Annotated in this window: 21 protein-coding genes and 2 tRNA genes; 11 read left to right on the forward strand and 12 right to left on the reverse strand. The window is 71.8% G+C overall.

What is annotated here, in order from left to right:
* The first annotated feature begins 102 nt into the window (after positions 1-102).
* Both H4W31_RS13815 and H4W31_RS13820 read left to right on the forward strand, forming a co-directional pair.
* Positions 103-176, forward strand: a tRNA-Met gene (locus H4W31_RS13815).
* Between the two features lie 215 nt (positions 177-391).
* A tRNA-Met gene (locus H4W31_RS13820) sits at positions 392-468 on the forward strand.
* A gap of 163 nt (positions 469-631) precedes the next feature.
* Here H4W31_RS13820 and H4W31_RS13825 read toward each other — a convergent pair.
* Positions 632-2,329 (reverse strand): MFS transporter, encoded by a 1,698-nt coding sequence (locus H4W31_RS13825; protein WP_192767033.1) that lies wholly within the window; start codon positions 2,327-2,329, stop codon positions 632-634.
* Positions 2,326-2,778, reverse strand: a complete 453-nt coding sequence (locus tag H4W31_RS13830) for a MarR family winged helix-turn-helix transcriptional regulator (RefSeq protein WP_318783181.1) — start codon at positions 2,776-2,778, stop codon at positions 2,326-2,328. Before H4W31_RS13830 ends, H4W31_RS13825 begins: the two co-directional genes overlap by 4 nt.
* Before the next feature lie 302 nt (positions 2,779-3,080).
* On the opposite strand from H4W31_RS13830, the gene H4W31_RS13835 reads away from it, so the two are divergent.
* On the forward strand, positions 3,081-3,329 hold the full coding sequence (locus H4W31_RS13835; RefSeq protein ID WP_192767035.1) for a hypothetical protein: 249 nt from the start codon (positions 3,081-3,083) through the stop codon (positions 3,327-3,329).
* Between the two features lie 67 nt (positions 3,330-3,396).
* Here the strand turns inward: H4W31_RS13835 and H4W31_RS13840 are convergent, their stop codons facing one another.
* The gene (locus tag H4W31_RS13840; protein WP_318783182.1) at positions 3,397-4,632 is read right to left on the reverse strand and encodes an ABC transporter substrate-binding protein; all 1,236 of its coding nucleotides are present in this window, start codon (positions 4,630-4,632) and stop codon (positions 3,397-3,399) included.
* A gap of 293 nt (positions 4,633-4,925) precedes the next feature.
* Between H4W31_RS13840 and H4W31_RS13845 the strand changes: the two genes are divergently transcribed.
* Positions 4,926-5,756 carry a phosphoribosylaminoimidazolesuccinocarboxamide synthase gene (locus H4W31_RS13845; protein WP_192767037.1) on the forward strand — a complete coding sequence of 277 codons (831 nt, stop codon included), beginning with the start codon at positions 4,926-4,928 and terminating at the stop codon, positions 5,754-5,756.
* Here the strand turns inward: H4W31_RS13845 and H4W31_RS13850 are convergent.
* The 3 genes from H4W31_RS13850 to H4W31_RS44230 form a co-directional block, all read right to left on the reverse strand.
* On the reverse strand, positions 5,737-6,873 hold the full coding sequence (locus H4W31_RS13850) for a glycosyltransferase (protein WP_192767038.1): 1,137 nt from the start codon (positions 6,871-6,873) through the stop codon (positions 5,737-5,739). The two genes, H4W31_RS13845 and H4W31_RS13850, sit on opposite strands and share 20 nt — an antisense overlap.
* 22 nt (positions 6,874-6,895) lie before the next feature.
* Positions 6,896-8,068 carry a glycosyltransferase family 4 protein gene (locus tag H4W31_RS13855; RefSeq protein ID WP_192767039.1) on the reverse strand — a complete coding sequence of 391 codons (1,173 nt, stop codon included), beginning with the start codon at positions 8,066-8,068 and terminating at the stop codon, positions 6,896-6,898.
* Positions 8,069-8,183: 115 nt separating this feature from the next.
* A complete protein-coding gene (locus H4W31_RS44230; RefSeq protein WP_192767040.1) occupies positions 8,184-12,113 on the reverse strand; it encodes an nSTAND1 domain-containing NTPase in 3,930 nt (1,309 codons plus the stop codon).
* Between the two features lie 141 nt (positions 12,114-12,254).
* On the opposite strand from H4W31_RS44230, the gene H4W31_RS13865 reads away from it, so the two are divergent.
* Positions 12,255-12,881 (forward strand): hypothetical protein, encoded by a 627-nt coding sequence (locus H4W31_RS13865; protein WP_192767041.1) that lies wholly within the window; start codon positions 12,255-12,257, stop codon positions 12,879-12,881.
* A 183-nt stretch (positions 12,882-13,064) separates the two neighbouring features.
* Here H4W31_RS13865 and H4W31_RS13870 read toward each other — a convergent pair whose 3' ends face one another.
* Both H4W31_RS13870 and H4W31_RS13875 read right to left on the reverse strand, forming a co-directional pair.
* Positions 13,065-13,622 carry a PIN domain-containing protein gene (locus H4W31_RS13870; RefSeq protein WP_192767042.1) on the reverse strand — a complete coding sequence of 186 codons (558 nt, stop codon included), beginning with the start codon at positions 13,620-13,622 and terminating at the stop codon, positions 13,065-13,067.
* 1 nt (position 13,623) lies between these two features.
* A complete protein-coding gene (locus H4W31_RS13875; RefSeq protein WP_192767043.1) occupies positions 13,624-14,082 on the reverse strand; it encodes an excisionase family DNA-binding protein in 459 nt (152 codons plus the stop codon).
* A 286-nt stretch (positions 14,083-14,368) separates the two neighbouring features.
* Between H4W31_RS13875 and H4W31_RS13880 the strand changes: the two genes are divergently transcribed.
* The 3 genes from H4W31_RS13880 (at position 14,369) to H4W31_RS13890 (ending at position 16,954) form a co-directional block, all read left to right on the forward strand.
* Positions 14,369-15,427, forward strand: coding sequence for a hypothetical protein (locus tag H4W31_RS13880; RefSeq protein WP_192767044.1), 1,059 nt, complete (start codon positions 14,369-14,371; stop codon positions 15,425-15,427).
* A 192-nt stretch (positions 15,428-15,619) separates the two neighbouring features.
* A complete protein-coding gene (locus tag H4W31_RS13885) occupies positions 15,620-16,129 on the forward strand; it encodes a methylated-DNA--[protein]-cysteine S-methyltransferase (protein WP_192767045.1) in 510 nt (169 codons plus the stop codon).
* 93 nt (positions 16,130-16,222) lie between these two features.
* Positions 16,223-16,954 (forward strand): 2OG-Fe(II) oxygenase, encoded by a 732-nt coding sequence (locus H4W31_RS13890; RefSeq protein ID WP_192767046.1) that lies wholly within the window; start codon positions 16,223-16,225, stop codon positions 16,952-16,954.
* A gap of 72 nt (positions 16,955-17,026) precedes the next feature.
* Here the strand turns inward: H4W31_RS13890 and glpK are convergent, their stop codons facing one another.
* Entirely contained in the window at positions 17,027-18,520 is a 1,494-nt protein-coding gene (gene glpK / locus H4W31_RS13895; protein ID WP_192767047.1) for a glycerol kinase GlpK, read from the reverse strand.
* 32 nt (positions 18,521-18,552) lie between these two features.
* The gene (locus H4W31_RS13900) at positions 18,553-19,014 is read right to left on the reverse strand and encodes an ATP-binding protein (protein ID WP_192767048.1); all 462 of its coding nucleotides are present in this window, start codon (positions 19,012-19,014) and stop codon (positions 18,553-18,555) included.
* A gap of 158 nt (positions 19,015-19,172) precedes the next feature.
* Between H4W31_RS13900 and macS the strand changes: the two genes are divergently transcribed.
* Together macS and H4W31_RS13910 are read left to right on the forward strand one after the other, a co-directional pair.
* Complete coding sequence (macS, locus tag H4W31_RS13905; RefSeq protein WP_318783183.1) at positions 19,173-20,360, forward strand: MacS family sensor histidine kinase; 1,188 nt, start codon at positions 19,173-19,175, stop codon at positions 20,358-20,360.
* 139 nt (positions 20,361-20,499) lie between these two features.
* Positions 20,500-21,132, forward strand: coding sequence for a response regulator (locus H4W31_RS13910; RefSeq protein WP_192772084.1), 633 nt, complete (start codon positions 20,500-20,502; stop codon positions 21,130-21,132).
* Positions 21,133-21,208: 76 nt separating this feature from the next.
* Here the strand turns inward: H4W31_RS13910 and H4W31_RS13915 are convergent, their stop codons facing one another.
* Complete coding sequence (locus H4W31_RS13915; RefSeq protein ID WP_192767049.1) at positions 21,209-21,775, reverse strand: DUF5709 domain-containing protein; 567 nt, start codon at positions 21,773-21,775, stop codon at positions 21,209-21,211.
* A 261-nt stretch (positions 21,776-22,036) separates the two neighbouring features.
* Here H4W31_RS13915 and H4W31_RS13920 point away from each other — a divergent pair, with 261 nt between their 5' ends.
* The gene (locus H4W31_RS13920; protein ID WP_192767050.1) at positions 22,037-23,236 is read left to right on the forward strand and encodes a glycosyltransferase; all 1,200 of its coding nucleotides are present in this window, start codon (positions 22,037-22,039) and stop codon (positions 23,234-23,236) included.
* A 56-nt stretch (positions 23,237-23,292) separates the two neighbouring features.
* Here H4W31_RS13920 and H4W31_RS13925 read toward each other — a convergent pair whose 3' ends face one another.
* Positions 23,293-24,240 (reverse strand): hypothetical protein, encoded by a 948-nt coding sequence (locus H4W31_RS13925; RefSeq protein WP_318783737.1) that lies wholly within the window; start codon positions 24,238-24,240, stop codon positions 23,293-23,295.
* Positions 24,241-24,265: the final 25 nt, after the last annotated feature.

The raw sequence follows: 24,265 nt of genomic DNA on the forward strand, positions 1-24,265 counted from the left end.
GCTGGTTTGCGAGTTGACCGGCGGCGGCGAGATGGCCGCCGCCGGGTAACTCACCCCCGTTTTGGTGGGGCTGACCGGTGTGCGCTAGTGTTAATGAGTCGACGCGGGGTGGAGCAGCTCGGTAGCTCGCTGGGCTCATAACCCAGAGGTCGCAGGTTCAAATCCTGTCCCCGCTACAAAGAAATACCAGGTTAAAACCCGGTCCCAGGTGGGGCCGGGTTTTTGCTTTCAGTGGGTACGGCGTAACGCCGGCGGACTCCGCACGGTAGGCGTACGATCACCGGTTGGTGGAAGATGCCGAAGGTTGCGGCCGGGTTCCGGGGGCGCAGCCGGACGGGGGCGATCTTGAAGTTGGACTTCCGTCGCGGTTGGGCTATGGTTCATCAGGCGACGCGGGGTGGAGCAGCTCGGTAGCTCGCTGGGCTCATAACCCAGAGGTCGCAGGTTCAAATCCTGTCCCCGCTACCACAGTGAACGGCCCGTCAGAGAACATCTGGCGGGCCGTTTCGCATGTCCCCTGAAAAGGATGACCCGGCAGCGCATCTCGACCCGCAGGGCGCGCCCGGCTCGCTCGCCGGTTCGGAAAATCCGCTGGTTCCGTTGCGGACGGAACCGGGCAGTTTCGCGAATGTCAGCTACTGCCGCCGTCGTCCGGGCCGCCCGGCCGGGCCTTCGGGGTGAGCAGCGAGGCCACCGCGCCGACCACCGCCATCGCGATGGCGAGCCAGAACACGATCGTCAGCCCGTCGTGGAAGGGCATCGAGATCAGGTTGGGGAAGAACTCCCGGCCGATCAGCGTGTGCACGTTCGCGGCCGGCAACGCGTCCAGGATCTCCGGGCCGAGCAGCTGCTGGATCGGGTTGTAGCCGAGGAAGGCGGCGAAGAGCGTACCGACGGGTGGTAGCCCGGCGATGGAGTGCGCGGCCGCATCCGGTACGCCCTGCGCGGTCAGCCCGGACTCCAGGGTCTGCGGGAGCGACCTGGCCAGCCCGGCGACCATCAGCGAGAAGAAGACGCCGATCGAGAGCACCATGCCGGCGTTCTGGAAGGTCGCCCGCATCCCGGACGCCGCGCCGCGCAGCCGGGCCGGCACGCTCGACATGATCATCGCGGTGTTCGGTGCGGCGAAGAGGCCGCCACCGAGACCGTTCAGGAAGACCAGCGCGGCGAAGACCCAGTAGCTGAAGTCGCTCGGGATGAGCAGCAGGCCGGCGAAGGAGGCGGCCATCACCAGCAGCCCACTGGCGGCGAAGAGTCGCGCGCCGAACCGGTCGGAGAGCGCGCCGGCGAGCGGGCCGGCGGCGAGGAAGCCGATGGTGAGCGGAAGCAGGTAGATGCCGGCCCAGAGCGGGGTCTGCTCGTAGTTGTAGCCGTGCAACGGCAGCCAGATGCCCTGTAACCAGATGATCAGCATGAACTGGAGTCCGCCCCGGGCGATCGAGCCGAGCAGGCTGGCGGCGTTGCCACCGGCGAAGGCGGCGATCCGGAACAGGTGCAGCGGGAACATCGGTTCCGCCACCCGACTCTCGATCACGCAGAACAGGATGAGTACGGCGGTCCCGCCGAGCAGCCCGGTCAGCACCCACGGGTTCGTCCAACCCATCGTGTGCCCGCCGTACGGCTGGATCCCGTACGTGATGCCGGCGAGCAGCGCGGTCAGCCCGACGGCGAAGGTGAGGTTGCCCCACCAGTCGATCCGCGCCTTGACCCGTACCCGGCTCTCCCGCAGCGACCGGTACGCCCACACGGTGCCGACGAGGCCGATCGGCACGTTGACCCAGAAGATCGAGCGCCAGTTCCACTCGGCGAGCAGCCCGCCGAGCACCAGGCCGAGGAACGAGCCCGCGATGCCGGCGACGATGTTGATGCCGAGCGCGGTGCCGCGCTGCCTGGTGGGGAAGACGTCGGTAATGATCGCCGCCGAGTTCGCCATCAGCATCGACCCGCCGACGGCCTGGAGCACCCGCCAGCCGATCAGCCAGATCGCGCCGCCGGCACCGTCGAACGGGTCCAGCGAGAGTACGACCGACGTGATCGTGAACAGCGCGAAGCCGGCGTTGTAGATGCGTACCCGGCCGTACATGTCGCCGAGTCGACCGAGTGTCACCACCAGTACGGCGGTGACCAGCATGTATCCCATCAGCATCCAGAGCAGGTAGCTGACGTTGCCGGGTTCGAGCGGATTCAGGTGGACCCCGTTGAAGATCGCCGGCAACGAGATCAGCACGATCGACGAGTTGATCGTGGCGAGCAGCATGCCGAGGGTGGTGTTCGACAGGGCGATCCACTTGTAGCGCGGATGGTCGGCGGTACCGATCGTCGAGGTCATTCCGTCCCGCTCCCTGCTTTGGACGAGGTCGGTGCCGAGTCGGCGAGTCGGTCCAGCACCCGGAGCGACAACTCGATCGCCGCGCGCTCCTGCACGGAGAGTCCGTCGAGCAGGTGGGACAGCGTCGTGGCGCGGGCGCGACGACGGCGGAGCACGAGTTCGCGTCCCGCCTGGGTGATCGCGACCGCCACCACCCGCCGATCGCCCTGGTCGCCGCGCCGCTCGGCCAGCCCGTCCCGTTCCAGCCGGGTGACCAGTTGGGTCATCCCGGGCTGGGTCACCCCTTCGGCGACGGCCAGGTCGGAGATCCGCTGTGCACCGAACTCCTCCAGCCGGTACAGCGTGGAGGCCGCCGTCAGGCTCAACCCGTCCGGGGTGGTGAGCCGGCGCAGCAGCCGCAGCAGGCGGTCGAAGCTGGTCACGGTGCGCAGCAGATCAACCTCGCCCACGTCCGGCCCGCCCGGGTCAGCTCCACCCGCGTCAGGTCCGTCCGCGTCAGGTCCGCCCGCGCCCGGCCCAGCTGCCGAAGATCGAGTCGTCATCGGGCCATTTTTACATCAGGAGCTTATAGAAGCTGCTTATGATTCGGCCCACAGGCAGGTCAGGGCATCGACCGCACGCCGTGGCGCCCCGCTTGCCGGACGCGCGGGTCCGGTACCGGTTTCCACCCGAACGGGCCGCCGAACCGGGTTTCGTCCCAAAGCCGGCCGGGTTACCGGCAGGACTTGCCTACAGCACCGAGGATGGGGCCATGGAGATTCTCAGGAACTGGTGGGTCCGCCTGAGCGCAGTGCTCGGTACGGCGGCGTTGACAGTGTTCGTACCGGCGGCGGCCTGGGCCTCGACCGGGCCTGGCGAGATGGTGGTGGAGGCGGCCCGCCGCCGGACCCGGGGCAGCTTCGGCCTCTGGGGGCTGATCTGCTGCCTGATCGTGGTCGGGCTGGTCGTGGTCGCACTGGTCGTCATCATGCGGAACCGCAGGGGGGGCAAGCGGGACTGACGGAACTCCAGCGACCGGCGCCGGGCCGGCGTCCCCGGGTGGGGGCGCCGGCCCGGCGTGGGTGCCGCTAGCTCGTCAACGCCGCGTTGGCCTGGCTGATGAAGGCCGCTGCCGCCTCCTTGGAGGTCGCCTGGCCGAACTGGACGCTCTCCGCCGCCTGGATCAGCAGCGCCTTGATCGTGGCGTGACCCTTCGGCGGCGGAACCGGGGCCGCACCGAACCGCTCGGTCATGTCCGTCTCGAAGGCGACCGACATCTTCATGCTCTCGTCGGTCAGCGACTGCTCCACCGCCTTCCGCACGTCCAGGTTGGCGCTCAGGCCCCGTTCGGTGCCGAGGATGCTGCCGGCCCTGGCGTCGTTGACCAGGAAGTCGATGACGTGCACCACGGTCTCGGGATGCCGGGTGCCGCGGAAGCCGGCCCAGTAGAGCGACGCCCGGGCCCACTGTGCCTTCGGGTCGCCGGGATAGCTGACCAGACCGAGCTTGTCCTTGGTCAGCTTCTGCAACTCGGAGAGCTGGTTCGACCAGACGAACGAGGTCGCGGCCTTGCCGCTGGTGACGAGCTGTTTGGTGACGTCGCCGCTGTTGGCGGGCTTGATGACCTCGGCCTTCGGCGCCGCCTTGCTCGCCCGGGCTCCCCGCCACATGTCGAACCACCGGACCAGGTCGCCCTCGGTGAAGCCCACCTGCCGGCCCCGGTAGAGCTCCTTGTCCTGGGACCGCAGCCACAACCACAGCGCCTTGTAGTCGGCCGACGGATCCATCGTGCCGGCGATCTTTCCGTCGCTGCGTTCGGTGACCTCCTCGGCCCAGGAAAGAAAGTCCTCGTAGGACATTCCGATGTGTGGCTCGGGCATGTCGAGCCGGGCGAGCAGGGTCTTGTTGTAGATCAGGCCGGGAGTGTTCTCGGCGGCGGCCGCGGCGACCGTACGGCCGGTCACCTGGCTGGACTGGGCCAGACCGTTCGGCAACTTGCGCAGGTCGAGCAGGTCGGCCCGTACGTAGTCGGTCAGGTCCAGCAGGATCTCGCGCTGTGCGTACTCGGTCAGGTAGTTGTCGTCGATCTGGAACAGATCGGGCGCGTTGCCGGCGGCGGCCTCGGTCGACAGCCGATCGAAGTACCCGGCGTTGCCCTGCCAGGTGAACTTGAAGGTCACGTCCGGGTACCGCTCGGTGTAGATCTCCAGCGCCTGTTTGGTCAGCTCCGCCCGGCGGTCACCACCCCACCAGAAGACGGAGAGTTCGATCCGACTGTCCTTTGGGGCCTCGGTTTGTGCGGTACAACCGCTCAGCACGGTCACCAGGACGAGCAGGGCCGCACCCAGTCGTCGGTTGATCCGACCTGTCCGAGTCCTGCGGGCCGATTGGGGGAGGGGAAGAGGCACGACAGCTCCTGACGACACCGGTCATCTGTGACGGGCAACCGGATCATTTACACAGCCAGCCTCGCCGGGTGTCAACGTCCGTCCGGCCGGGATCGCCCGACCGGCTGCCCGGAACCGGTCCCGGGATCGCCCGCCCCGGGCCCGGAGACCGGACCGGAGCGGGACGGGCCGAGCCGGAGCCGGCCCGGCGGCGTGATGTACTTGGGCCCGTGGAACTGCTGCATTCAGGCAAGGTCAGGGACGTGTACGCCGACGGCGACGACCTGATCCTGGTCGCCTCGGACCGGGTGTCGGTCTACGACGTGGCGCTGCCGACCCCGATCCCGGACAAGGGCAAGCTGCTCACCGCGTTGTCGCTGTGGTGGTTCGAACAGCTGGCCGACCTGGTGCCCCACCACGTGATCTCGGCTACCGACGTACCGGCCGAGTTCGCCGGGCGGGCGATCCGGGTCCGTCGGCTGGAGATGATCCCGGTCGAGTGCATCGCGCGCGGCTACCTGACCGGTTCCGGCATCAAGGAGTACGAGAAGACCGGTTCCGTCTGCGGCGTACCGCTGCCACCCGGGCTGACGGAGGCGTCGATCCTGCCCGAGCCGATCTTCACGCCGACGACGAAGGCGCCGCAGGGCGAGCACGACGAGGCGATCACCTTCGCCGACGTGGTCGCCACGGTCGGGGCCGAGACCGCCGAGCAGCTCCGCGCGATCACCCTGAACGTCTACCGGCGCGGCGCCGAGCTGGCCGCCGATCGGGGAATCCTGGTCGCCGACACCAAGCTGGAACTGGGCTGGGCGTCCGACGGCACGATGATGCTCGGCGACGAGGTGCTCACCTCCGACTCGTCGCGCTTCTGGCCGGCCGACTCGTACCAGCCCGGACGCGAGCAGATGTCGCTGAGCAAGCAGTTCGTCCGGGACTGGGCGGTCGGCACCGGCTGGGACAAGTCGGGACCGGCCCCGGAGATGCCGCCGGAGATCGTCGACGCGACCCGGGCCCGCTACGTCGAGGTCTACGAACGGCTCACCGGCCGCCGCTGGTAGCGGCCGGAACGTCCACGCCCAGGTCGTGCGCGGTGAGGAAGCCGGCCACCGACGCGGACCACGGAAAGCGTTCGGCCTGCTGTCGGGCGGCTGCCCGGCGCAGCTCGGCAGCGCGGCTCGCCAGTTCCAGGACGGCGTCGGCGTACGCCGGACCCTCGCCGGACGCGGCCAGCCCGGCGGTGCCGACCACCTCCGGAAGCGCACTCTCCGCGCTCGCCACTACCGGCGTACCGCTGGCCAGTGCCTCCAGCGCCGCCAGGCCGAACGTCTCCACGGGGCCGGGCGCGAGCACCACGTCCGCGCTGGCGAGCAGGCCCGCCAGCCGGTCGCGGTCGCCGACGTACCGGAGGAACCGGACCGGGTCGCCGCGACGTGCCGCCGCCGCGGCCAACCCGGCCCGGCGCGGCCCGTCGCCGACCACGACCAGAACGGCGGGTACGCCCCGGGCGCGCAGCTCGGTCAGCGCGGCCAGGGAACGCTCGGGGCGCTTCTCCGGCGACAGTCGACCGCAGTGCAGCAGGAGCAGTTCGTCCTTCCCGGCGTGCTCCGCGCGCAGCAACGGGTCGTACCGGTCCGGACGGAAGTGTTCGAGGTCGACGCCGAGCGGTACCTGGACCACGTTCCGGGCACCGATCCGGTGGAACTCCGCGGCCGCCCAGGAGGTGGTGCAGACGAGTTGGTCGTGCGCGCCGGCGGTCCTGGCGTTGAGCCGGTCGGCCAGCCGGCGGTGGCCACCGGGAAGCAGCCGGAGCAGCCCGTCGAGACTCTCGTGCGAGACCATCACGGTGCGGACGCCGTACCGCCGGGCCCAGGCACCGGTCCAGCGCAGCGTCGTCCGGTCGGAGATCTCCAGCCGGTCCGGGCGCAGCTCCCGGAGCAGCCGGGCCAGCCGGGGCCGGTCGAGGATCACCCGGTAGCCGCCCATCCCGGGGACGGCCGGACTGGCCAGCGTGATGACCCGGCCCTGTCCGGTCTCCTCGTCACCGTCACGCCGGCCGGGCACCACCAGCACCGGGTCGTGCCCGGCCGCCGCGTAGCCGGTACCGAGTTCCCGCAGGGCGGTACGCAGCCCGCCGGAGCTCTCGGTGACGAAGTTGGCCAGTCGGACGATTCTCACGCCGTACCCTCGCTTCGCTGCCTCACGCGGCGGCCTGCCGGGGCCGGAACAGCCGGCCGGGGCGGGGAAGGCCGGTCGTCCGGGCGTCGGCGAGCACCGCCGTGTAGTGCCCGATCACCTCGTCGCCGATCGCCGTCCAGGTCCGCCCTCCGACGGCGGCCCGACCCGCCCGGCCGTACGCCGCCCGGCGTCCGGGATCGGCGGCGAGCCCGGCGACCGCGTCGGTGAACGCGGTGGCGTCGTCAGGCGGAACCAGGTGACCCGTCCGGCCGGGTTCGACCAGGTCCAGCGGGCCGCCGGCGGCGGGTGCCACCACGGGCAGGCCGCTGGCCATCGCCTCCTGCACGGTCTGGCCGAACGTCTCGTAGGGGCCGGTGTGTGCGAACACGTCGAGGCTGGCGTAGATCCGGGCCAGTTGCCGGCCGTGCCGGGGACCGAGGAACAGCGCGCCCGGTAGGCAGCGCCGCAGCGCTCCGGCGGCGGGCCCGTCCCCGACCACCACCACCCGTACGCCGGGCAGCGCGCTCACCCCGGCGAGCAGGTCCACCCGCTTCTCCACCGCCAACCGGCCCACGTAACCGACCAGGACCTCGCCGTCCGGGGCGAGTGCCCGGCGCAGCGCCGCACTGCGGTGCTCGGGATGGAATCGGACGCTGTCGACGCCGCGCTGCCACAGCCACACCCGCTCGATGCCGTGTTCGTGCAGCGCCGTCGCGGTGGCGGTGGACGGGGCCAGGGTGCGGGCCGCCGAGTTGTGCACCCAGCGCAGCCAGCGCCAGGCGGTCGCCTCGGTCATCCTGACCCGGTACGCGCGGGCGTACGCCGCGATGTCGGTCTGGTAGACGGCGACCGACGGCAGGCCCATCGACCGGGCCGCCGCCACGCCCCGGGCACCGAGCACGAACGGGCTGGCCAGGTGCACCACGTCGGTGCCGTGGGCGCGCAGCGCCGCCGCCAGTTCCCGACCGGGCAGGCCGATCCGGAGCTGCGGATAGCCGGGCATCGGCACCGAGGGCAGCCGGACCACCGGGTACGGCAGCGCCGGGGTACTGTCCCGGATTCCGGACGACGGCTGCGGGGCGATGACCATCGGCTGGTGTCCCCGCCGTACCAGGTGTTCGGCCACCCGTACGACCGAATGGGCGACTCCGTTGACGTCCGGCGGGAACGACTCCGTGACGATCGCGATCCGCATGCGCTCACGTTCGCGCAGGTCCCCGCCGTGCAGGCCACGACATCGTGACCGGCCGGCGAACTGTCAGCGACGGAGCGGGTCCGGAACCGTCGATGTGGCAGTGAGTCCAGCACCGTCAGCGCTGGAGCGAGTCCAGCAGGAAGGTACGGCGCTCGTCGGCGGTGAACGGGCGGGTGGCTCGGGCTCCGGCGGCGGCGAGGAGCCGGTCGACCGGGCCGCAGACGTCACAGGCCCAGATCCGTACCGAGCCGTCGGAGTGCACGGTGGCGATCCGCTCCCCGTCCGGGGCGAAGCCGAAGCCCAGCGGCCCGGGGCCGAGCGTACGCAGGGTGACCGGTTCGGTGGCGCCGTCGACGGCCCACAGTTGGATCCCGGTGAGTTCCTCGCCACCGAGGATCGCCAGGTGCCGCCCGTCGGGCGTGTACGCGAGCCGGGTGGTGGCGGTGCCCTGGCCGGCCGAGGCCAGTACGACCCTCGGGGCCCCGCCGCCGGCCGGCCAGATCCGGATGGTGCCGTCCCGGCCGAGTCCGGCGATGGCTTCGCCGTCCGGGCTGAACGACACCGAACTCACCGGCTCGGTGCCACCGGACAGCGTCGCGACGGTGCCACCGTCGAGGGCCCGGACCTCTACCGTGCCGTCCTCGGCGCCGGTCGCCAGTCGGGTCCCGTCGGGGCTGAACGCCGCACCGGAGCCGGTCAAGGCCAGTTCCACCGGAGCCGGGCGGGCGCCGTCGAGCTGTTCCCAGAGCCGGATGCCGCCGCTGCCGCTGGTCAGCAGCCGTCGGCCGTCCGGAGCGAACGTGATCCGGCTGGCCGGACCGGCCTCGAACGCGGCGAGCCGCCGGGCACCGGGCCAGTCCCAGACCCGTACCGTTCCGGCCGCGTCGAGGCTGGCCAGCCGGGTTCCGTCCGGGGTGAAGGCGACGTCCATCGTCATCCCGGCGTGCCCGGGGAGCACGACGGGGGCGCCGGCGCCGTCCCGGTCGACGGGGGTGCCCGAGCCGCTCTCGGCGGGCGTGCCCGAGTCGCTCTCAGCGGGGATGCCGGAGCTGTTCTGCTGGACGGAGGCGGCTGCCGGCGGGACGGGAGCGGTCGCCGGGACCGGCCAGATCCGGACCGTACCGTCGTAGATGCCGGCGCTGGCCAGGTGCCGTCCGTCCGGGCTGAACCGGGCCGCGTGCACGAGACCGTCGTGCGGGTGGGTGATCGCCGGGTGGTAGCCGCCGCCGACGTCCCAGGACCGGACCGTGCCGTCGGCGCCGACGCTGACCAGGCGGCCGTCCGGAGCCAGCGTGATCGCGCAGACCGCGCCGGCATGTCCACGCAGTGGAAGCGGCTCGGCGGTCCCGCTGGTGTCCCAGAACGCGATCACGCCGTAGCTGTTCTTCGTGACCAGCCGGCGTCCGTCCGGGCTGAACACCGCCGGAAGTACGCCCCGGAGCCGGCCGAGCACCATCGGCGGGTCCCCGTCGACGTTCCAGAGCCGCAGCGTGCTGCCCTCCGCGACGACGTTGTCCACCCCGGCCACCCGCCGGCTGTCCGGACTGAACAGCAGCCCGTCGGCGCTGCCGGTGGACTCGGGCAGCTCGACCGGCGGGCGGTCCGGGGCGGTGACGTCCCAGACCCGGGCCGGGGCGGCCAGGGTGGCGGCGGCCAGCCGACGCCCGTCCGGCGACCAGGCCAGCGAGTACGTCCCACCGCGCCCGCCGTGCGGCAGGACCCGGGCCCGAGGTGTCCCGGGAAGCGTCCAGATCCGGATCGCCCCGTCCCCGTCCCCGGTGGCCAGTTGGCGACCGTCCGGACTGAACCGCACGTCCAGGACCGGGCCGCGATGTCCCGGCAGCAGTATCGGACCCCTGGTCGGGTCGGAGCCGTCCCAGAGCCGTACCTCGGGATGGTGGTGACCACTGGCCACCCACCGGCCGTCCCCGCTGATCGCCAGCGCATGCATGTCGCGGCCCGGATCCGGCAGCCGTACCGGCGACCGGTCGGGGGTGCTGGCGTCCCACCGCCACACGGTGCCCTCCGGATGGGCGGCGACGACGTACCGGCCGTCGGGGGTCAACGCGGCGTTCTTCAGCCGGGTGTCGAAGACCTGTCGGGTCGCCACCCCGCGCCAGTTGAGAGTCGCCTGCCGGAGCACCGTCTCGGCCTCGGCGTCGGGGCGCGCTTCGAACGCCCGCCGGGCCAGCAGGAACGCCAACTGCGGATCGCGGGGCATCTGGGCCCGCGCGGCCGCCACCAGTTGGCGACGTACCGCCAGGTCACGCTGGCCACGGGCCTGTCCGGCCTGGACGACCGCCACCGACGCCAGTACGGTCACCACCGCGACCACCCCGGCCAGGGCGACACCGAGCAGCCGTCGGCGGTGCCGGCGTACGGTCGCCCGCTGGTCGTCGGCGTGCCGGCTGGCGTCGAGGAACTCCCGTTCCGGACCGGTCAACCCGGCCGGATGCGCCTCCGCCCAGGCCGTGGCCCGGGACAGCGCCAACCCTCGGTACAGTCCGCCGGGATCGTGGCCGAGTGACCGCCACACCGCCGCGGCCTGGGTGAGCTGCCGGTGCACCCGTACGCCGTCGAGATCCTCCTCCAGCCAGCGACGCAGTCGGGGCCACGCGTCGAGCAGTGCCTCGTGGGCCAGCCGGACCGAGCGGTCGTCGAGGGTGACCAACCGGGCCTCGGCCAGTCGTTCCAGGACCTCGGTGGTCAGCGCGTCGGTCTCGTCCAGTTCGGTCCGGTCCACCCGGCGGGCGGTCGGCAGTTCGGCCCGGTCCACCCGGTGATGGACGCCCCGCCCGTCCCCGTCGCTGCCGATCTCCACCATCCGGAGCAGTACGTGCCGGGCCGCCCGCCGCCGGTCGGGATCGAACTCCTGCCAGACCCGCTCGGCGGTCTGCGCGACCGCCCCGTCCACACCGCCGGCCGCCTGGTAGCCGGCCAGCGTCACCGCGTTGCCCCGGCGCCGCCGCCACGCTTCGAGTAGCACGTGCGAGGCGACCGGAAGTGCCCCGGCCCGATCGGCGACCTGCGCGACGATGGTGGAGACCAGCACGCCCTCGACCATCGCCCCGGCCCGCTCGGCCGGCCGGACCACGGCGTCCCGGACCTGCGCGGCGGTCATCGGGCCGACCAGCACCTGGGCGTCGGTCAACGCCGTCACCAGTTCCGGCAGCTCGACGCAGCGGCCGTAGAAGTCGGCCCGGACCCCGAGCACCACCCGAAGCCGGCTGTCCGGTGCGGCCGTCGCGGTCAGCAGCGCCGTGACGAACCCGGCCCGCTCCGACGGGTCGCGACAGAGCGTGAAGATCTCCTCGAACTGGTCCACCACCAGCCACAGGTCGGCCTCGGCGGCGGCGTACCCGGTCCCGCTTCCCGTGCCGCCGGCCTCGGCGAGCAGTTGGCGTACGGCGAGGTGCAGCCGGGACGGGTCGGTGCCGAGGTCGGCCCGGAGTGCCCCGGCCGGCACCCGGAGCAGCCGGGCGAGGTGCACCGCCAACTCGCCGACCGGGTCCGGCCCCGGGGTCAGCACCAGCACCGGCGGTTGTTCCGGACGGCCGGTGACCGAGGGCACCAGTCCGGCCCGCAGTACCGAGGACTTGCCGCTGCCGGAGGCGCCGAACAGTGCCACGAACCGGCGGTCGGACAGTCTCCGGCGCAGGTCGTCGACCACGTCCTCCCGGCCGAAGAACCAGTCGGCCCGGTCCGGCCCGTACGCCAGCAGCCCCTGGTACGGCGCGTCGTCGCTGCGGCCGAGGGCGCCGGGGGTGCCGTCGCCGGGCAACTCCTCCCGGGCGATCCGCCGCCACCGCTCCGCCCACTCCGTCGCGTCCCCGCCGCACGCGGCGACGTACGCCAGGGTGACCGCGAGGGTCGGCAGTCGCCGGCCACCGGCGGCCTCGGACAGCGTCGTCGCGGAGAAGTGGGCCCGGCGGGCCAGCTCCCGGTACCCCGGATGACCGGCCTTCTCCCGCAGCAGCCGCAGTCCGGCGGCGAATTCCAGTACCGCCGGAGTTCCCGGCCCCAACTCGCCCTCTGGTCGCGGCACCGCACACCATCCGTAGGTCGATTCGTCCGGAGTTGATTGTCCGGGTCGCGGCCCCGAAGCCGGACAACGAGTCGGCGACTAGACATTGGTCAGCGGGGCGTGACAAGGCGTCCCACCAGGCAGATCACGAGGTGATCAGTAATGCGTTCCATTCACTTCTCGACACCGCTCCGAAAGCTCTCCGTCCGGTCGCCGAACGGCCCGGTCCCGGCGACGGCGCAGCGGAGCACCGGTCGGCCGGCCCGTCGGGTGGGGGCGGTGGCGGTCCTGCTCGGACTGACCGCGGCCCTGCTCGCCGGAACCGCCTCACCGGCCAGCGCCGCGATCATCACCGTCCGGGACGGCTTCGAGGGCACCCAGGCGGCGAACTGGAGTTTCAGCCACGTCGGGAACGGCACCGGTGGCCTCAGCTCGCTCCAGACCCACACCGGAGTACGCGACGGATTCATCTCCATGCGCAGCGCCGGCTTCTCCTCGGTCGGCCGGCGGGTGCAGTTGCCGGCGACCACCAGTTGCACGGCCGGGATCTGGGTCAACCCGGTCCTGGCCACCCAACAGATCAACTTCGAGATCATCGAGCCGAACAGTTTCACGTACGTCGCGCTGAAGACGGTGGTGCTGAGCGGAAGTGCTCCGTACACCTTCGTCTCCACGCAGTGGAACCACGGCCCGAGGGACGTCCTGGTCCGGGTCTCGCTGATCGGAAACAGCAACGGTACGCAGCTGGGCACCTGGGTCGACGACCTCGGCATCCTCTGCCACACCTGAGTCGGTGCAGGTCAGCACGCGGGTGCCGTCCCCTACCCGGGGGCGGCACCCGCCGCGTCGTCTGAGCGCGCTTCCGCATCGTGCAGGGAGCAGGGTCCGTGGACGCTGCCGCAACACCGGGCAACTACATCGGTCCGGGCCGGTGTGGCTGTCCAGGGTGCGGCGGGACCGACCCTCAGGGGGTCAGCCCCCTGCCCGAAGTTCCGCGACGCTTACCCCAAGCCCTGATCGTTCTAGGCGGTCGAGTACGTCCTCGACACCACCGGGTGGGTTTCGCCACGAGTCGGCGATCTGTTGGACGGCGGCGTACACGACGCGTCGGTCCAGGCTTATCTGGTCACGTACAAACTCGTCGGGCGACTTGGGATCGATGTCCCAGGCCCGCAGCTCCTCGATCGGAAAGTGGCGCAGATTTGATGTGACGATGACCTGTGCACGAGCCCGGATCGCGGCGGCGAGTACGTGTCTGTCGTCGGGGTCGGGCAGCTTCAGCGAATCGATCAGCGGGTCGTACCCGGTGATCCTCCAGTCGCGGACGGCGGTTCCCATCAGCGTTCGGGTCCGTGCGAGCCTGGCCTGGTCGAGGTCCGGTCGTTGCCGTTGAAGCGCCGCGAACATCTCGTCGAGTATTTGTTCGGTCCACTTCGCCTGCGCAAGGCCGGATTGCGCGATCCGGATGAGGAGATCACGCAGAGTGTTCGGGTAGAGGACGCTGGCGTCGTAGACGACGACGAAGGCCATCTCAGCTCAGATCCATGTCCTGTGCCAGCCCCGCCAGCTCGTCGGCGGCGGCCCGGCGGCGCGCGTCATCCTGGTGTTTGTAGGCCAGCAGGGATCCGGCGAGTACCCGTCGGTGTGTGCCGACCCTCCGGTACTCGATCTCGCCTGCCTCCAGCAGTCCGATCAGGTACGGCCGGGAGACGTTGAGCAGGTCGGCGGCCTGTTGCGTGGTCAGCTCGGCATGGGCGGGCACGACCGAGACGCCGTGGCCGTTTGCCATGTGGGCGAGGACGCGGGCGAGTAGCTCGACGGCCCCACGCGGCACGACGAGCTGGTCGCTCTCACCGTCGTCGACCAGCCGCACGGTTGCCGAGCTGTCCTCGTGGCTGCTCAGGTATGCCTGCACCCGGGTGAGCGCGGCAGCCGCCACCGCCACTGACTGCGGGTCCGGGGTAACCGGATTGACTGTCAGAGCCGACATGAAGCCTCCAGTGATGCTATTCGCAGCATTCGAAGTAAGTGTAACAACCGCAACCCGTCCTCATGGTCATTCCTCGGCGTCCAACATCCCGGCAAGATCAAAGATGGCTTTGCTCTGGTCGCCGACGTACGAGGACCGTGTCGCGAAGGTGCTGAGTGAACAGGCCGGTGGACCGCCAATCCGTCGGGCGCCATCAATGTGTGCTTCGCCCGGTGGACACGCGCCGGCTGACGTGGATCACATAGATTCCCCACGGTCTATCCATACCCCGAACGTGGGAGCACACATGCTCGACAGAAGTAGGAACGCCGGGAGATCCCTGGCGGCGGCAGCACTGACGGCGGCACTGGTGGCGGTAGGGCTGGCGGCGCCCGTACCGGCGAACGCGGCGGTCAGCCGGGCGGAACTGGCACTGCGCTGGGCACCCATCCACTACCAGGACGTCGACGCCACCGGGAGTCACGCGCTCGGTGGGCGGTCGGACTACATCACGAAGGTCGACTTCGACGGCGACCTCAACGGACGCAACAACTGGGACCGGGCCGGCCAGGCGGGCGCCTCGTTCGCCGCGCACGCCTACTACTCGGTGCTGGAGACCAGCACCCACTGGTACATCACGTACCTGTTCTTCCACCCCCGGGACTGGACGGACCATCCGTTCTTCGAGACCGAGCACGAGAACGACGGCGAGGGCGTGCTGTTCGCGATCGAGCGGGACGGCTCGACGTACGGGGTGCTGCGCTCCGCCGTGAGCGTGGCGCACAGCAACTTCTACTCGTACACGCCGGCCGGCAGCACCTGGTCGGGCGGTCGGGAGAACGTCGACGGCACCCTGCAACTCCAGGCGTCGCCGCACGACTCGTTCCTGCATCCGGTGACCGCGCAGGAGGCGCAGGGGCACGGGCTGAAGGCGTACCCGCAGTACACGATCAACGGCGACGGCCTCGTGTACTACCCGTCGACCGTGGCGGAGACGCCCAGCGACGGCAACGACCGCGACGTGCGCTACCAACTCGTCGACATCCTCGGCAGCGGTGGCCTGTGGGCACAGCGGGCGAACGTGAACCTCTTCGCCAACCTTGGCACCTTCGCCGGTGACGACACCGGGGACTGCGGCGTGGGCACCTACGACTGCTCGACCAACTCCGCGAACGCCCCCTGGGGCTGGGACGACGCCGACGACCTGCCCGGTCGCGGCGAGATCGCCACCGACCCGGCGAAGCTCTCCGCCGAGTACTTCACGATCCCGGGCAACCCGTCCCGGACGTACACCTACAACCCGTACGCCAGCGCGGCGGCGGCGCTGGCCGAAGCGGCGAGGACGGCACCTCCGGTCGTCGACTGAGCGACATCCGTCAACGTCGAGCCGGTCGTGGGCGGCAGGGCGCACGCTCCCCGTACCCGGGGATGGGTGCCCGGCCGCCCACGAGCATGTCTGGGCCCACGCCCCGGCAACGTGACGTCCGAAAACCGCCGGGATTCGAGGTCGCGCGGTTGTTGAATCGAACAGGGACACCAACCGGAGGAGTCGAGTTCGATGATCGGGTACACGACGATGGGCAGCCCGTTCGGCGCGCTGTTGCTGGTCGGCGGCGAGCCGACCGAAGGAGGGGGCCAGGCGCCGCTGGCGACGGTCTCGTTCGCGGACGCCGTCGACCCGGCGGCGCGGCCCGACTGGCGTTCCGATCCGGCGGCCTTGCGCGACGCCACCCGGCAACTGGCCGAGTACTTCGACGGCGGGCGTCACGAGTTCGACCTCCCGCACATCCCGCAGGGCACCGCGTTCCAGCAGCGCGTGTGGGCGGCGCTCGACACGATTCCGTACGGGACCACGGTCAGCTACGGCGAGCTGGCGGCGCGACTCGGCGTACCCCGGGACCGGATCCGGGCGGTCGGCGCGGCGATCGGGGCCAACCCGCTGCTGATCGTGCGGCCCTGTCACCGGGTCATCGGCGCGAGCGGCGTGCTGACCGGCTATGCCGGTGGCCTGGACCGCAAGCGGGACCTGCTGACCCTGGAGGGCGCGCTGCAACCGCAGCTCGTCTGACGACGACGCGCACGCGGCAGGCGCATCCGACCGCGCGTCGCCGGACCCGGCCATCCGCCGGGCCGGCGGCGCGCCCGGCGAGAGAAGAAAATCATGACTTCGAGTACGTCGACCTCGGCCGACCTCCGGGACCGGCTGGCGACCGCCGACTGGGACGACATCACCGCGCAGCTCGACGCGGTCGGCTGCGCGGTGACCCCGCAGCTCCTCGGCCCGGACGAGTGCGCGGGTATCGCCGGGCTCTACGACGAGGTGGAGCGGTTCCGGTCCACGGTCGACATGGCCCGCTTCCGGTTCGGCTCCGGCCAGTACCGCTACTTCGACCGGCCCTACCCTGGCCTGGTCGCCAAACTGCGGGCGGCGTTCTATCCGAAGCTGCTGCCGATCGCCCGTGACTGGGCCGCCCGGCTCGGTCAGCCGGCCCCGTGGCCGGACAGCCTCGACGAGTGGCTGGAGATGTGCCACGCCGCCGGGCAGCGCAAGTCCACGCCGATCCTGCTGCGCTACCGCGCCGGAGACTGGAACGCCCTGCACCGCGACCTGTACGGGGACCTGGTCTTTCCGATGCAGGTGGTGATCGGCCTGGACCGGCCGGGCCTGGACTACACCGGTGGCGAGTTCCTGCTCGTCGAACAGCGTCCCCGGGCCCAGTCCCGGGGCACGGTGACGATGCTGCCGCAGGGCCACGGACTGGTCTTCACCACCCGTGACCGGCCCGTACGGTCGGCGCGGGGCTGGTCGGCATCACCGGTACGCCACGGCGTGTCCACCGTCCGGTCCGGGCTGCGGCACACCCTCGGCCTGGTCCTGCACGACGCGGCGTAGGCCGGATCAGTCCTCGTCCACGACGCGGCGTAGGCCGGATCAGTCCTCGTCCACGACGCGGCGTAGGCCGGATCAGTCCTCGTCGTCGACCCAGCCGAGGGTGCGGTCGACGGCCTTGCGCCAGTTGCGCAGCTCCCGATCCCGGTGGGCGGGGTCCATCGCCGGCTGCCACTGCGCGTCCTGGCGCCACTGCGCCCGCAGCGTCTCCAGGTCGGGCCAGAAGCCGACCGCGAGGCCGGCCGCGTACGCCGCGCCGAGGCACGTGGTCTCGCTGATCTGCGGGCGTACCACCGGCACGTCCAGCACGTCGGCGAGAAACTGCATCAGCAGCCCGTTCGCGACCATCCCGCCGTCGACCCGGAGCCGGCGCAGCGTCACGGTCTCCTCGGCGTTCATCGCGTCCACCACCTCCCGGGTCTGCCAGGCGGTGGCCTCCAGCACGGCACGGGCCAGGTGTCCCTTGGTGACGTACCCGGTGAGGCCGGCGATCACCCCACGGGCGTCACTGCGCCAGTGTGGTGCGAACAGCCCCGAGAAGGCCGGTACGACGTAGCAGCCGCCGTTGTCCTCGACGGTACGGGCCAGTTCCTCGACCTCGGGGGCACTGGAGATCAGGCCGAGGTTGTCCCGCAGCCACTGGACCAGTGAGCCGGTGACCGCGATCGCCCCCTCCAGGGCGTACGTCGCCGGCCGGTCGCCGATCCGGTAGCCGACCGTGGTCAGCAGACCGTGGCGCGACGACACCGGACGCTCCCCGGTGTTGAGCAGCAGGAAGCTGCCGGTGCCGTAGGTGCACTTGGCCTCGCCGGGCTGGAAGCAGGTCTGGCCGAACAGCGCCGCCTGCTGGTCGCCGAGCGCGCTGGCCACCGGCACCCCGTCCAGCGTCCCGCTCGCCGTGCCGTAGACCTCGGCCGACGAGCGGATCTCCGGCAGCATCGCGGCCGGAACGCCGAGCGCGTCGAGGAGTTCCGGGTCCCAGTCGAGGGTGCGCAGGTTCATCAGCAGGGTCCGGCTGGCGTTGGTCACGTCGGTGACGTGCCGGCCGGTCAACTTCCAGATCAGCCAGCTGTCCACGGTGCCGAACAGCACCTCGCCGCGTTCGGCGCGCTCGCGAAGGCCGTCCACGTTCTCCAGCAGCCAGCGCAGCTTCGGCCCCGCGAAGTACGTGGCCAGGGGCAGCCCGGTCCGGTCCCGGAAGCGCTCTTCGCCGTACTCCGATTCGAGGCGGCGCAGCAGCGGACCGGTCCGGGTGTCCTGCCAGACGATGGCGTGGTGCACCGGGCGGCCGGTGGCCCGGTCCCACACCACCGTGGTCTCCCGCTGGTTGGTGATGCCGATCGCGGCCAACCGGTCGGCACCGATCGACGCCTTGGCCAGCGCCTCCTGGACGACCTGCTCGACGGCGGCCCAGATCTCCTCGGCGTCGTGCTCCACCCAGCCGGGTCGCGGATAGATCTGCCGATGTTCCCGCTGGGACACCGAGACGATCTGGCCGGCGGCGTCGAAGACGATGCACCGGGAGGAGGTGGTGCCCTGATCGATCGCGGCGACGTACTGACCGGTCATTCGCAGCACCGTACCCGGCGTCGTGGCCCACGTCACCCGGCCAGTCGGCCGGGCTCCGGTCCACCCAGGCTGGCGCTGATCCGGACCGTGGTGCCGTCGGGCCCACTGCGGACCAGCATCTCGTCGCTGAGTTCCCGGGCCAGCCACAGGCCCCAGCCACCGGCGATCTCCGGTGCGGGGCGTCGCCGGTCGTCGAGCCGGTCGACGTCGATGCCGGCACCGGTGTCGGAGACCATGCAGTACAGGGTGCCGCGGGTACTCCAGAGCCGCAGCCAGCCCCGCCCGCCGCCGTGTCGGACGGCGTTGGTGATCAGCTCGTTGACGGCCAGTACGAAGTCGTCCAGTCGGGTGCCGGTGAGCCCGGACGACTCGGCGCGGGAGGCGACGGTGTGTCGGACCTCGGTGACCTGGCCATGATCGAAACTCTCGGCAAGGAGCGGAGGTATTCCGTTGGGCACGACAGTGGCGGGTGCGAGGGGATCTACGTCGCTCATGGCCCGCCCCGCCCGGTGGTCGTCGAGTCCTTTCGTGGCTTTCCCACCCTACGTCAGGGTATGTAGGTGCGCATCCGAGCCACCCCCGCGAGCACGGCCGGGAACCGGCGGGCGGCGTGGGGTCGCCCGGTTCGCGGGAGCTGTGGGATGGTCGGTGCGTGCCGCGATGGTCGACCGACGGGCGGGGCGGACGCCGCCGCGACCCGCCCGGCAGCCTCCAGGCGCCGCTGTGGCGGGCCATCGCCGTCTACCGGTTCGCCGCCCTGGCGTACGTCACCGTGCTGGCCGTCCGGAACCTGAGCGACTATGCCCACCCGGTGGCCGGCGGCGCGGTGCTGTTGGCGATGACCGGCTGGACCGTGTTCAGCGGTTACGCGTACGCGGACCCGTCCTGGCGCCGTTGGCCGCTGCTGCTGGCCGACCTGGCGGTGACGCTCGCGGTGATCGTGGCGGCTCCCCGGGCGGTCGGGTCGGCGATGCTGAATGCCGGGATGCCGCCGCTCAGTGTCGCCTGGCTGGCCGGTCCGGTGCTGGCCTGGGCGGTGTCCGGCGGCCGGCGGCGGGGCGTGGTGGCGGCGCTGGTTCTCGGCGCCACCGACCTGGCCGCGCGGGAGCGGGTCGGCCAGTCCTCGCTGACGGGGGCGGCGCTGATGCTGCTCGCCGGGATCGCGGTCGGGCACGTGGTCCGGCTGGCGGTGATCGCGGAGGAGCGGTTGCAGCAGGCCGTCGAGCTGGAGGCGGCCACCCGGGAACGGGAGCGGCTGGCCCGGGGCATCCACGACTCGGTTCTCCAGGTGCTCGCCCTGGTGCAGCGTCGGGGCGCCCAGCTCGACGGCGAGGCCGGTGAGCTGGCTCGACTGGCCGGCGAGCAGGAGGCCGCGTTGCGCTCGCTGATCGCGACCGCGGCGCCGGTCGGGCTGGACCGGCGGGAGATCGACCTGCGGTCGCTGCTCGGCGGGTACGCGTCGCCGGTGGTGTCGATCGCCGCACCGGCGACCCCGGTGCCGTTGCCGGCCGGTGTCGCCGGGGAGGTCGCCGCGGCGGTGGGTGCGGCGCTCGACAACGTGGCGCGGCACGGCGGCGGGCGGGGCTGGGTCCTGGTGGAGGACGACGTCGCGGAGGTGACCGTCTCGGTCCGGGACGACGGGCCGGGCATCCCACCGGGCCGGCTCGGCGAGGCGGTCGGCCAGGGCAGGTTGGGCGTCGTCCAGTCGATCAAGGGGCGGATCTCCGAGCTCGGCGGCACGGTACGGATCAGCTCGACGCTGGGCGAGGGCACCGAGGTGGAACTGCGGGTGCCGCGCAGTCGTACCACCGCCGACGGCAGCGCCGCCCCGGTCGACTGAGGAGCGTTCCGGCGCCACCGCCCGATCCGGACCGATCTGGCCGACCGTCGACTGTTGCCTGGTCACCCCCGTAGTTAGGCTCGGCCAGGTGAGTGACGAGACGGCGACCCGGGTGGGCGGCGAGACGGCGATCCGGGTGATGGTGGTCGACGACCATCCGATGTGGAGAGAAGGGGTGGCCCGGGACCTGACCGAGGCCGGCTATCTCGTCGTGGCCACCAGTGGTGAGGGCCGGCAGGCCATCCGGGTGGCCCGGGCGACCCGACCCGACGTCGTCGTACTCGACCTCCAACTGCCGGACATCTCCGGTGTCGAGGTGATCCACGGCCTGCTGACCGAGCTGCCCGGGGTACGGGTACTGATGCTCTCGGCCAGTGGTGAGCAGCAGAGCGTGCTCGACGCGGTGAAGGCGGGAGCCACCGGCTATCTGATCAAGTCGGCCGGACCGGCGGAGTTCCTGGCGGCGGTCCGGAGTACGGCCGCCGGTGAGACCGTCTTCACGCCGGGCCTGGCCGGCCTGGTGCTGGGCGAGTACCGGCGGCTCGCCGTCTCGCCCGAGCCGCCGGGCGACGAACTGCCCCGGCTCACCGATCGGGAGACCGAGGTGCTCCGGCTGGTCGCCAAGGGGATGTCCTACAAGCAGATCGCCGCCCGGTTGGGCCTGTCCCACCGGACCGTGCAGAACCACGTCCAGAACACGCTCGGCAAGTTGCAGTTGCACAACCGGGTCGAACTCACCCGCTACGCCATCGAACAGGGCCTCGGCGACTGAGCCGCCCCACCCCGGGTCGCCGGCCCGGCACGACCCGGGTCGTCCACATCCGCGCGCCCCGGGGCGGCGGGCCGGGTCACGGCGGGGGTTGGGTCTCGTTGACCGCCAGTTCCTCGGCGCTCGCCCCGCCGCCGGCGGCTCCGGCGTCGAACGCGATGGAGTCGGTCTCGTCGTCCTCGCGGGCGCCCTGGTCCGGCTCCACCAGCCGGCCGACCGGCCCGCCGCCGGGGGCGTCGCCCAGGATGCCGTGGTCGTAGATCGAGACCGGCGAGCGCGGATCGGAGGTCGGTCCCGGATCCATCACGTCGGCGTCGAGCTGTGCCTCGGCGGCGGCCTCGTCGCTGTCCGCCTCACCGGCGATCGCGGGGTCGACCGCTCCGGCGAGCGGATCGTCGATCGGCCGTTCGCCCTGTTCCCGCGCGAGCTTGTAGTCCAGCGACTCGCCGTCCAACTGCTCCTCGGCGGTGTTGCCGAAGCGGTCGATGGCAAGCGCCTGGTCGCCGGGAAGTGGCGCCGGATCCGGACCGTCCGCCTCGCGGCCGGTGGCGACGTCGTCCCCGGCCGTCGAGTCGTCGTCGGCGGTGTCGGGCAGACCTTCCGCCTCAGGGTCGGACACGGGCGTCGGAAACTCGTCATCGCGCATGACAGATCACTACCCGCTGCCCCGGTACCCGTAACCGGGTCAAGTCGGGTCGGGAACGCGGCGGTTAGGCGGGTGCGGAACGGGGACGCAGGCGGCCGGCGAGGTCTGTCGGATCGTCGGTCGGGCTGTCGACGATGGGCGGCCGGACCGGTGGTGCCGGGCGCCCGGACCGGTTTGCCAGGTTTCCGCTCGGCCCGCCGTGGTTAATGGGAGCCTCTGATCGAACAGCCGTTTGCTCGCGACCCCCGCTGGAGGTGACCCATGCGCGTTGGCCTCGTCTGCGCACACGCCGGCCCGCCGCAGGAGGTCCGCGGCCGGTACGCCGGTACGCATCAGCACGTGGCCCGGGTGGCCGCCGAGCTGACCGGACGAGGACACGACGTACGGGTGTACGAGCGGCTGGACGACCCGGATTCGCCCCCGACGAGCGAGATCGAGGGTTATCGGGTGGAACGGGTACCGGTGGGCCCGGCACGGCGTACGCCGACCGGCGAACTGGTGCCACACGTCCCCGAACTCGGCCGCTGGCTGACCGACCGCTGGGCGGCGGACTGGGCACCCGAGGTGGTGCACGGGCACTTCTGGATCGGCGGACTGGCGGCGGCCAGCGCGGTCCGGGACACGGTCATCCCGGTCGTACAGACCTTCCACTCGCTCGGCACGGAACAGTTGCGACATCTCGGGGAGAACTACGACGGGCCGGGCCAGCGGATCCCACTGGAACTGGCGTTGACCCGGGCGGTCGACATGGCGGTGGCCCAGTCCACCCACGAGGTCGACGAACTGACCCGGATGGGGCTGCAACGGGCCTCCGTGGTGGTGGTGCCGGCGGGGGTGGACGTCGAGCTGTTCGCGCCCGAGGGCGAGGCGATGCCCCGGGACCGGCGCCCCCGGATCCTGGCCGCCGGCGGCCTGGCCCCGGGACACGGACAGGAGGACCTGATCCGGGCGTTGCGGCTGGTCGGGGACGTCGAACTGGTCATCGCGGGCGGGCCGTCCGACGGCAACCTCGGCAACCACGCCGAGGCCCGCCGGCTGCGGGAGGTCGCCGAGCAGACCGGGGTCGCCGACCAGATCCGACTGGTGGGTTCGGTGCCGCACGACCAGATGTCCGCCTGGTACCGCTCGGCCGACGTGGTGGCCTGCACCTCCCGGTACGCCGCCGCCGGCCGGGTGCCGCTGGAGGCGATGGCCTGTGGCGTACCGGTGGTCGGGTACTCCATGGGCGGCATCGCGGACACCGTGGTCGACGAGGTGACCGGCCGGCTCGTGCCACCCGGGGACGTACGCGGCCTCGGGGTCACCCTCCGCCGACTGCTCGCCGCCGACGCGGAGCGGTTCGCGTACGGGCACGCGGCCGTGGACCGGGTGCGGTGCAGCTACACCTGGGACCGTACGGCGAGCGCGCTGGAGCGGCTCTACGAGCGCGTGGTGAGCCGTCGTCAGCCCGCCACGAGCTGACCCGAGGACGGCGAGTCGCCTCCGACGCGCCGGCCCGGGTACGCCACCGCGCCGGCTCAGGGCCGGGGGACCGGGGCGACCGACGCCGACCGTCGTACCCCGGGAGCCGGCCGGTCCGGCAGCGCGCGGCGCCCGGAATTCGGTGCCGGTCCGGGGCGGGCGTGCGTGGGCAGGTCACGAGCGCGCTGACCCGGCAGCAGGGTGTGCTGGTGCTGTGGTTCGGCGTACCGGGTCAGCCCGAGCACCGCGACCAGGGTGACCAGGAATCCGACCCCGGCCAGCCACTCCCGACCGGGCCAGATCCGGTCACCGAGCAGCAGCAGGCCCACGATCGCCGCCGGTACCGCCCCGGCGGCGTCCATCGCGGCCACGGCGGCGGTGGTGGACCCGCGTTGCATGGCGAGGCCGAGCAGCAACTGGCCGACGATCGAGTGGGCGATCAACAGGTAGAGCAGGGGATCGCGCGGCAGCGCGTCGATCGACTGCACCGAGGCCAGTGGTCGGGCGGCCACCGCCGCGGCCGAGAACGCCAGCCCGGCGAGCGAGCCCAGCGCCACCGAGCCGGGCGCCCCGTGCAGCCGTACCGCGAAGAAACCGAGCCCACCGATCACGCCGAGCGCGACCACCAGCCCGACCACGCCGGCCGTCCCGAGCTGCCGGGACGGGGCCGGCTTCGCGGCCAGCACCAGGGCGGTGATCCCGACCAGCAGCAGTACCAGCAGGAACACCTCGGCGGCCGGCAGCCGCCACTTCAGCACCAGCACTCCGAGCAGGGCGGTCACGCCGAGGCCGGCCGCCACGCTGGCCTGTACCAGGAACAGCGGCAGGTCCCGGCGGGCCAGGAAGGCGAGGACGAAGCCGAGCATCTGGCAGCCCAGCCCCACCAGGTAGGTGCGGTGTCCGACCAGCCGCAGCAGCAGCCCCGGATCGAAGGTGTGGTGCAGGGTCGTCCGGGTCGCCGCGACCGACTGGAGCAGGTTGGCAATGCCGTAGGCGGCGATCATCGCCGCGAGGAAGCACCAACCGGTG

The organism is Plantactinospora soyae (assembly GCF_014874095.1).
Taxonomy (GTDB): Bacteria; Actinomycetota; Actinomycetes; order Mycobacteriales; family Micromonosporaceae; genus Plantactinospora; species Plantactinospora soyae.

Coding starts and splice junctions, on each gene's coding strand:
- H4W31_RS13825 (WP_192767033.1), bottom strand. CDS start 2,329: ATGACCTCGACGATCGGTACCGCCGACCATCCGCGCTACAAGTGGATC.
- H4W31_RS13835 (WP_192767035.1), top strand. CDS start 3,081: ATGGAGATTCTCAGGAACTGGTGGGTCCGCCTGAGCGCAGTGCTCGGT.
- H4W31_RS13855 (WP_192767039.1), bottom strand. CDS start 8,068: ATGCGGATCGCGATCGTCACGGAGTCGTTCCCGCCGGACGTCAACGGA.
- H4W31_RS13865 (WP_192767041.1), top strand. CDS start 12,255: ATGCGTTCCATTCACTTCTCGACACCGCTCCGAAAGCTCTCCGTCCGG.
- H4W31_RS13870 (WP_192767042.1), bottom strand. CDS start 13,622: ATGGCCTTCGTCGTCGTCTACGACGCCAGCGTCCTCTACCCGAACACT.
- H4W31_RS13875 (WP_192767043.1), bottom strand. CDS start 14,082: ATGTCGGCTCTGACAGTCAATCCGGTTACCCCGGACCCGCAGTCAGTG.
- H4W31_RS13880 (WP_192767044.1), top strand. CDS start 14,369: ATGCTCGACAGAAGTAGGAACGCCGGGAGATCCCTGGCGGCGGCAGCA.
- H4W31_RS13885 (WP_192767045.1), top strand. CDS start 15,620: ATGATCGGGTACACGACGATGGGCAGCCCGTTCGGCGCGCTGTTGCTG.
- H4W31_RS13890 (WP_192767046.1), top strand. CDS start 16,223: ATGACTTCGAGTACGTCGACCTCGGCCGACCTCCGGGACCGGCTGGCG.
- glpK (WP_192767047.1), bottom strand. CDS start 18,520: ATGACCGGTCAGTACGTCGCCGCGATCGATCAGGGCACCACCTCCTCC.
- H4W31_RS13900 (WP_192767048.1), bottom strand. CDS start 19,014: ATGAGCGACGTAGATCCCCTCGCACCCGCCACTGTCGTGCCCAACGGA.
- H4W31_RS13910 (WP_192772084.1), top strand. CDS start 20,500: ATGGTGGTCGACGACCATCCGATGTGGAGAGAAGGGGTGGCCCGGGAC.
- H4W31_RS13915 (WP_192767049.1), bottom strand. CDS start 21,775: ATGCGCGATGACGAGTTTCCGACGCCCGTGTCCGACCCTGAGGCGGAA.
- H4W31_RS13920 (WP_192767050.1), top strand. CDS start 22,037: ATGCGCGTTGGCCTCGTCTGCGCACACGCCGGCCCGCCGCAGGAGGTC.
- H4W31_RS13925 (WP_318783737.1), bottom strand. CDS start 24,240: ATGATCGCCGCCTACGGCATTGCCAACCTGCTCCAGTCGGTCGCGGCG.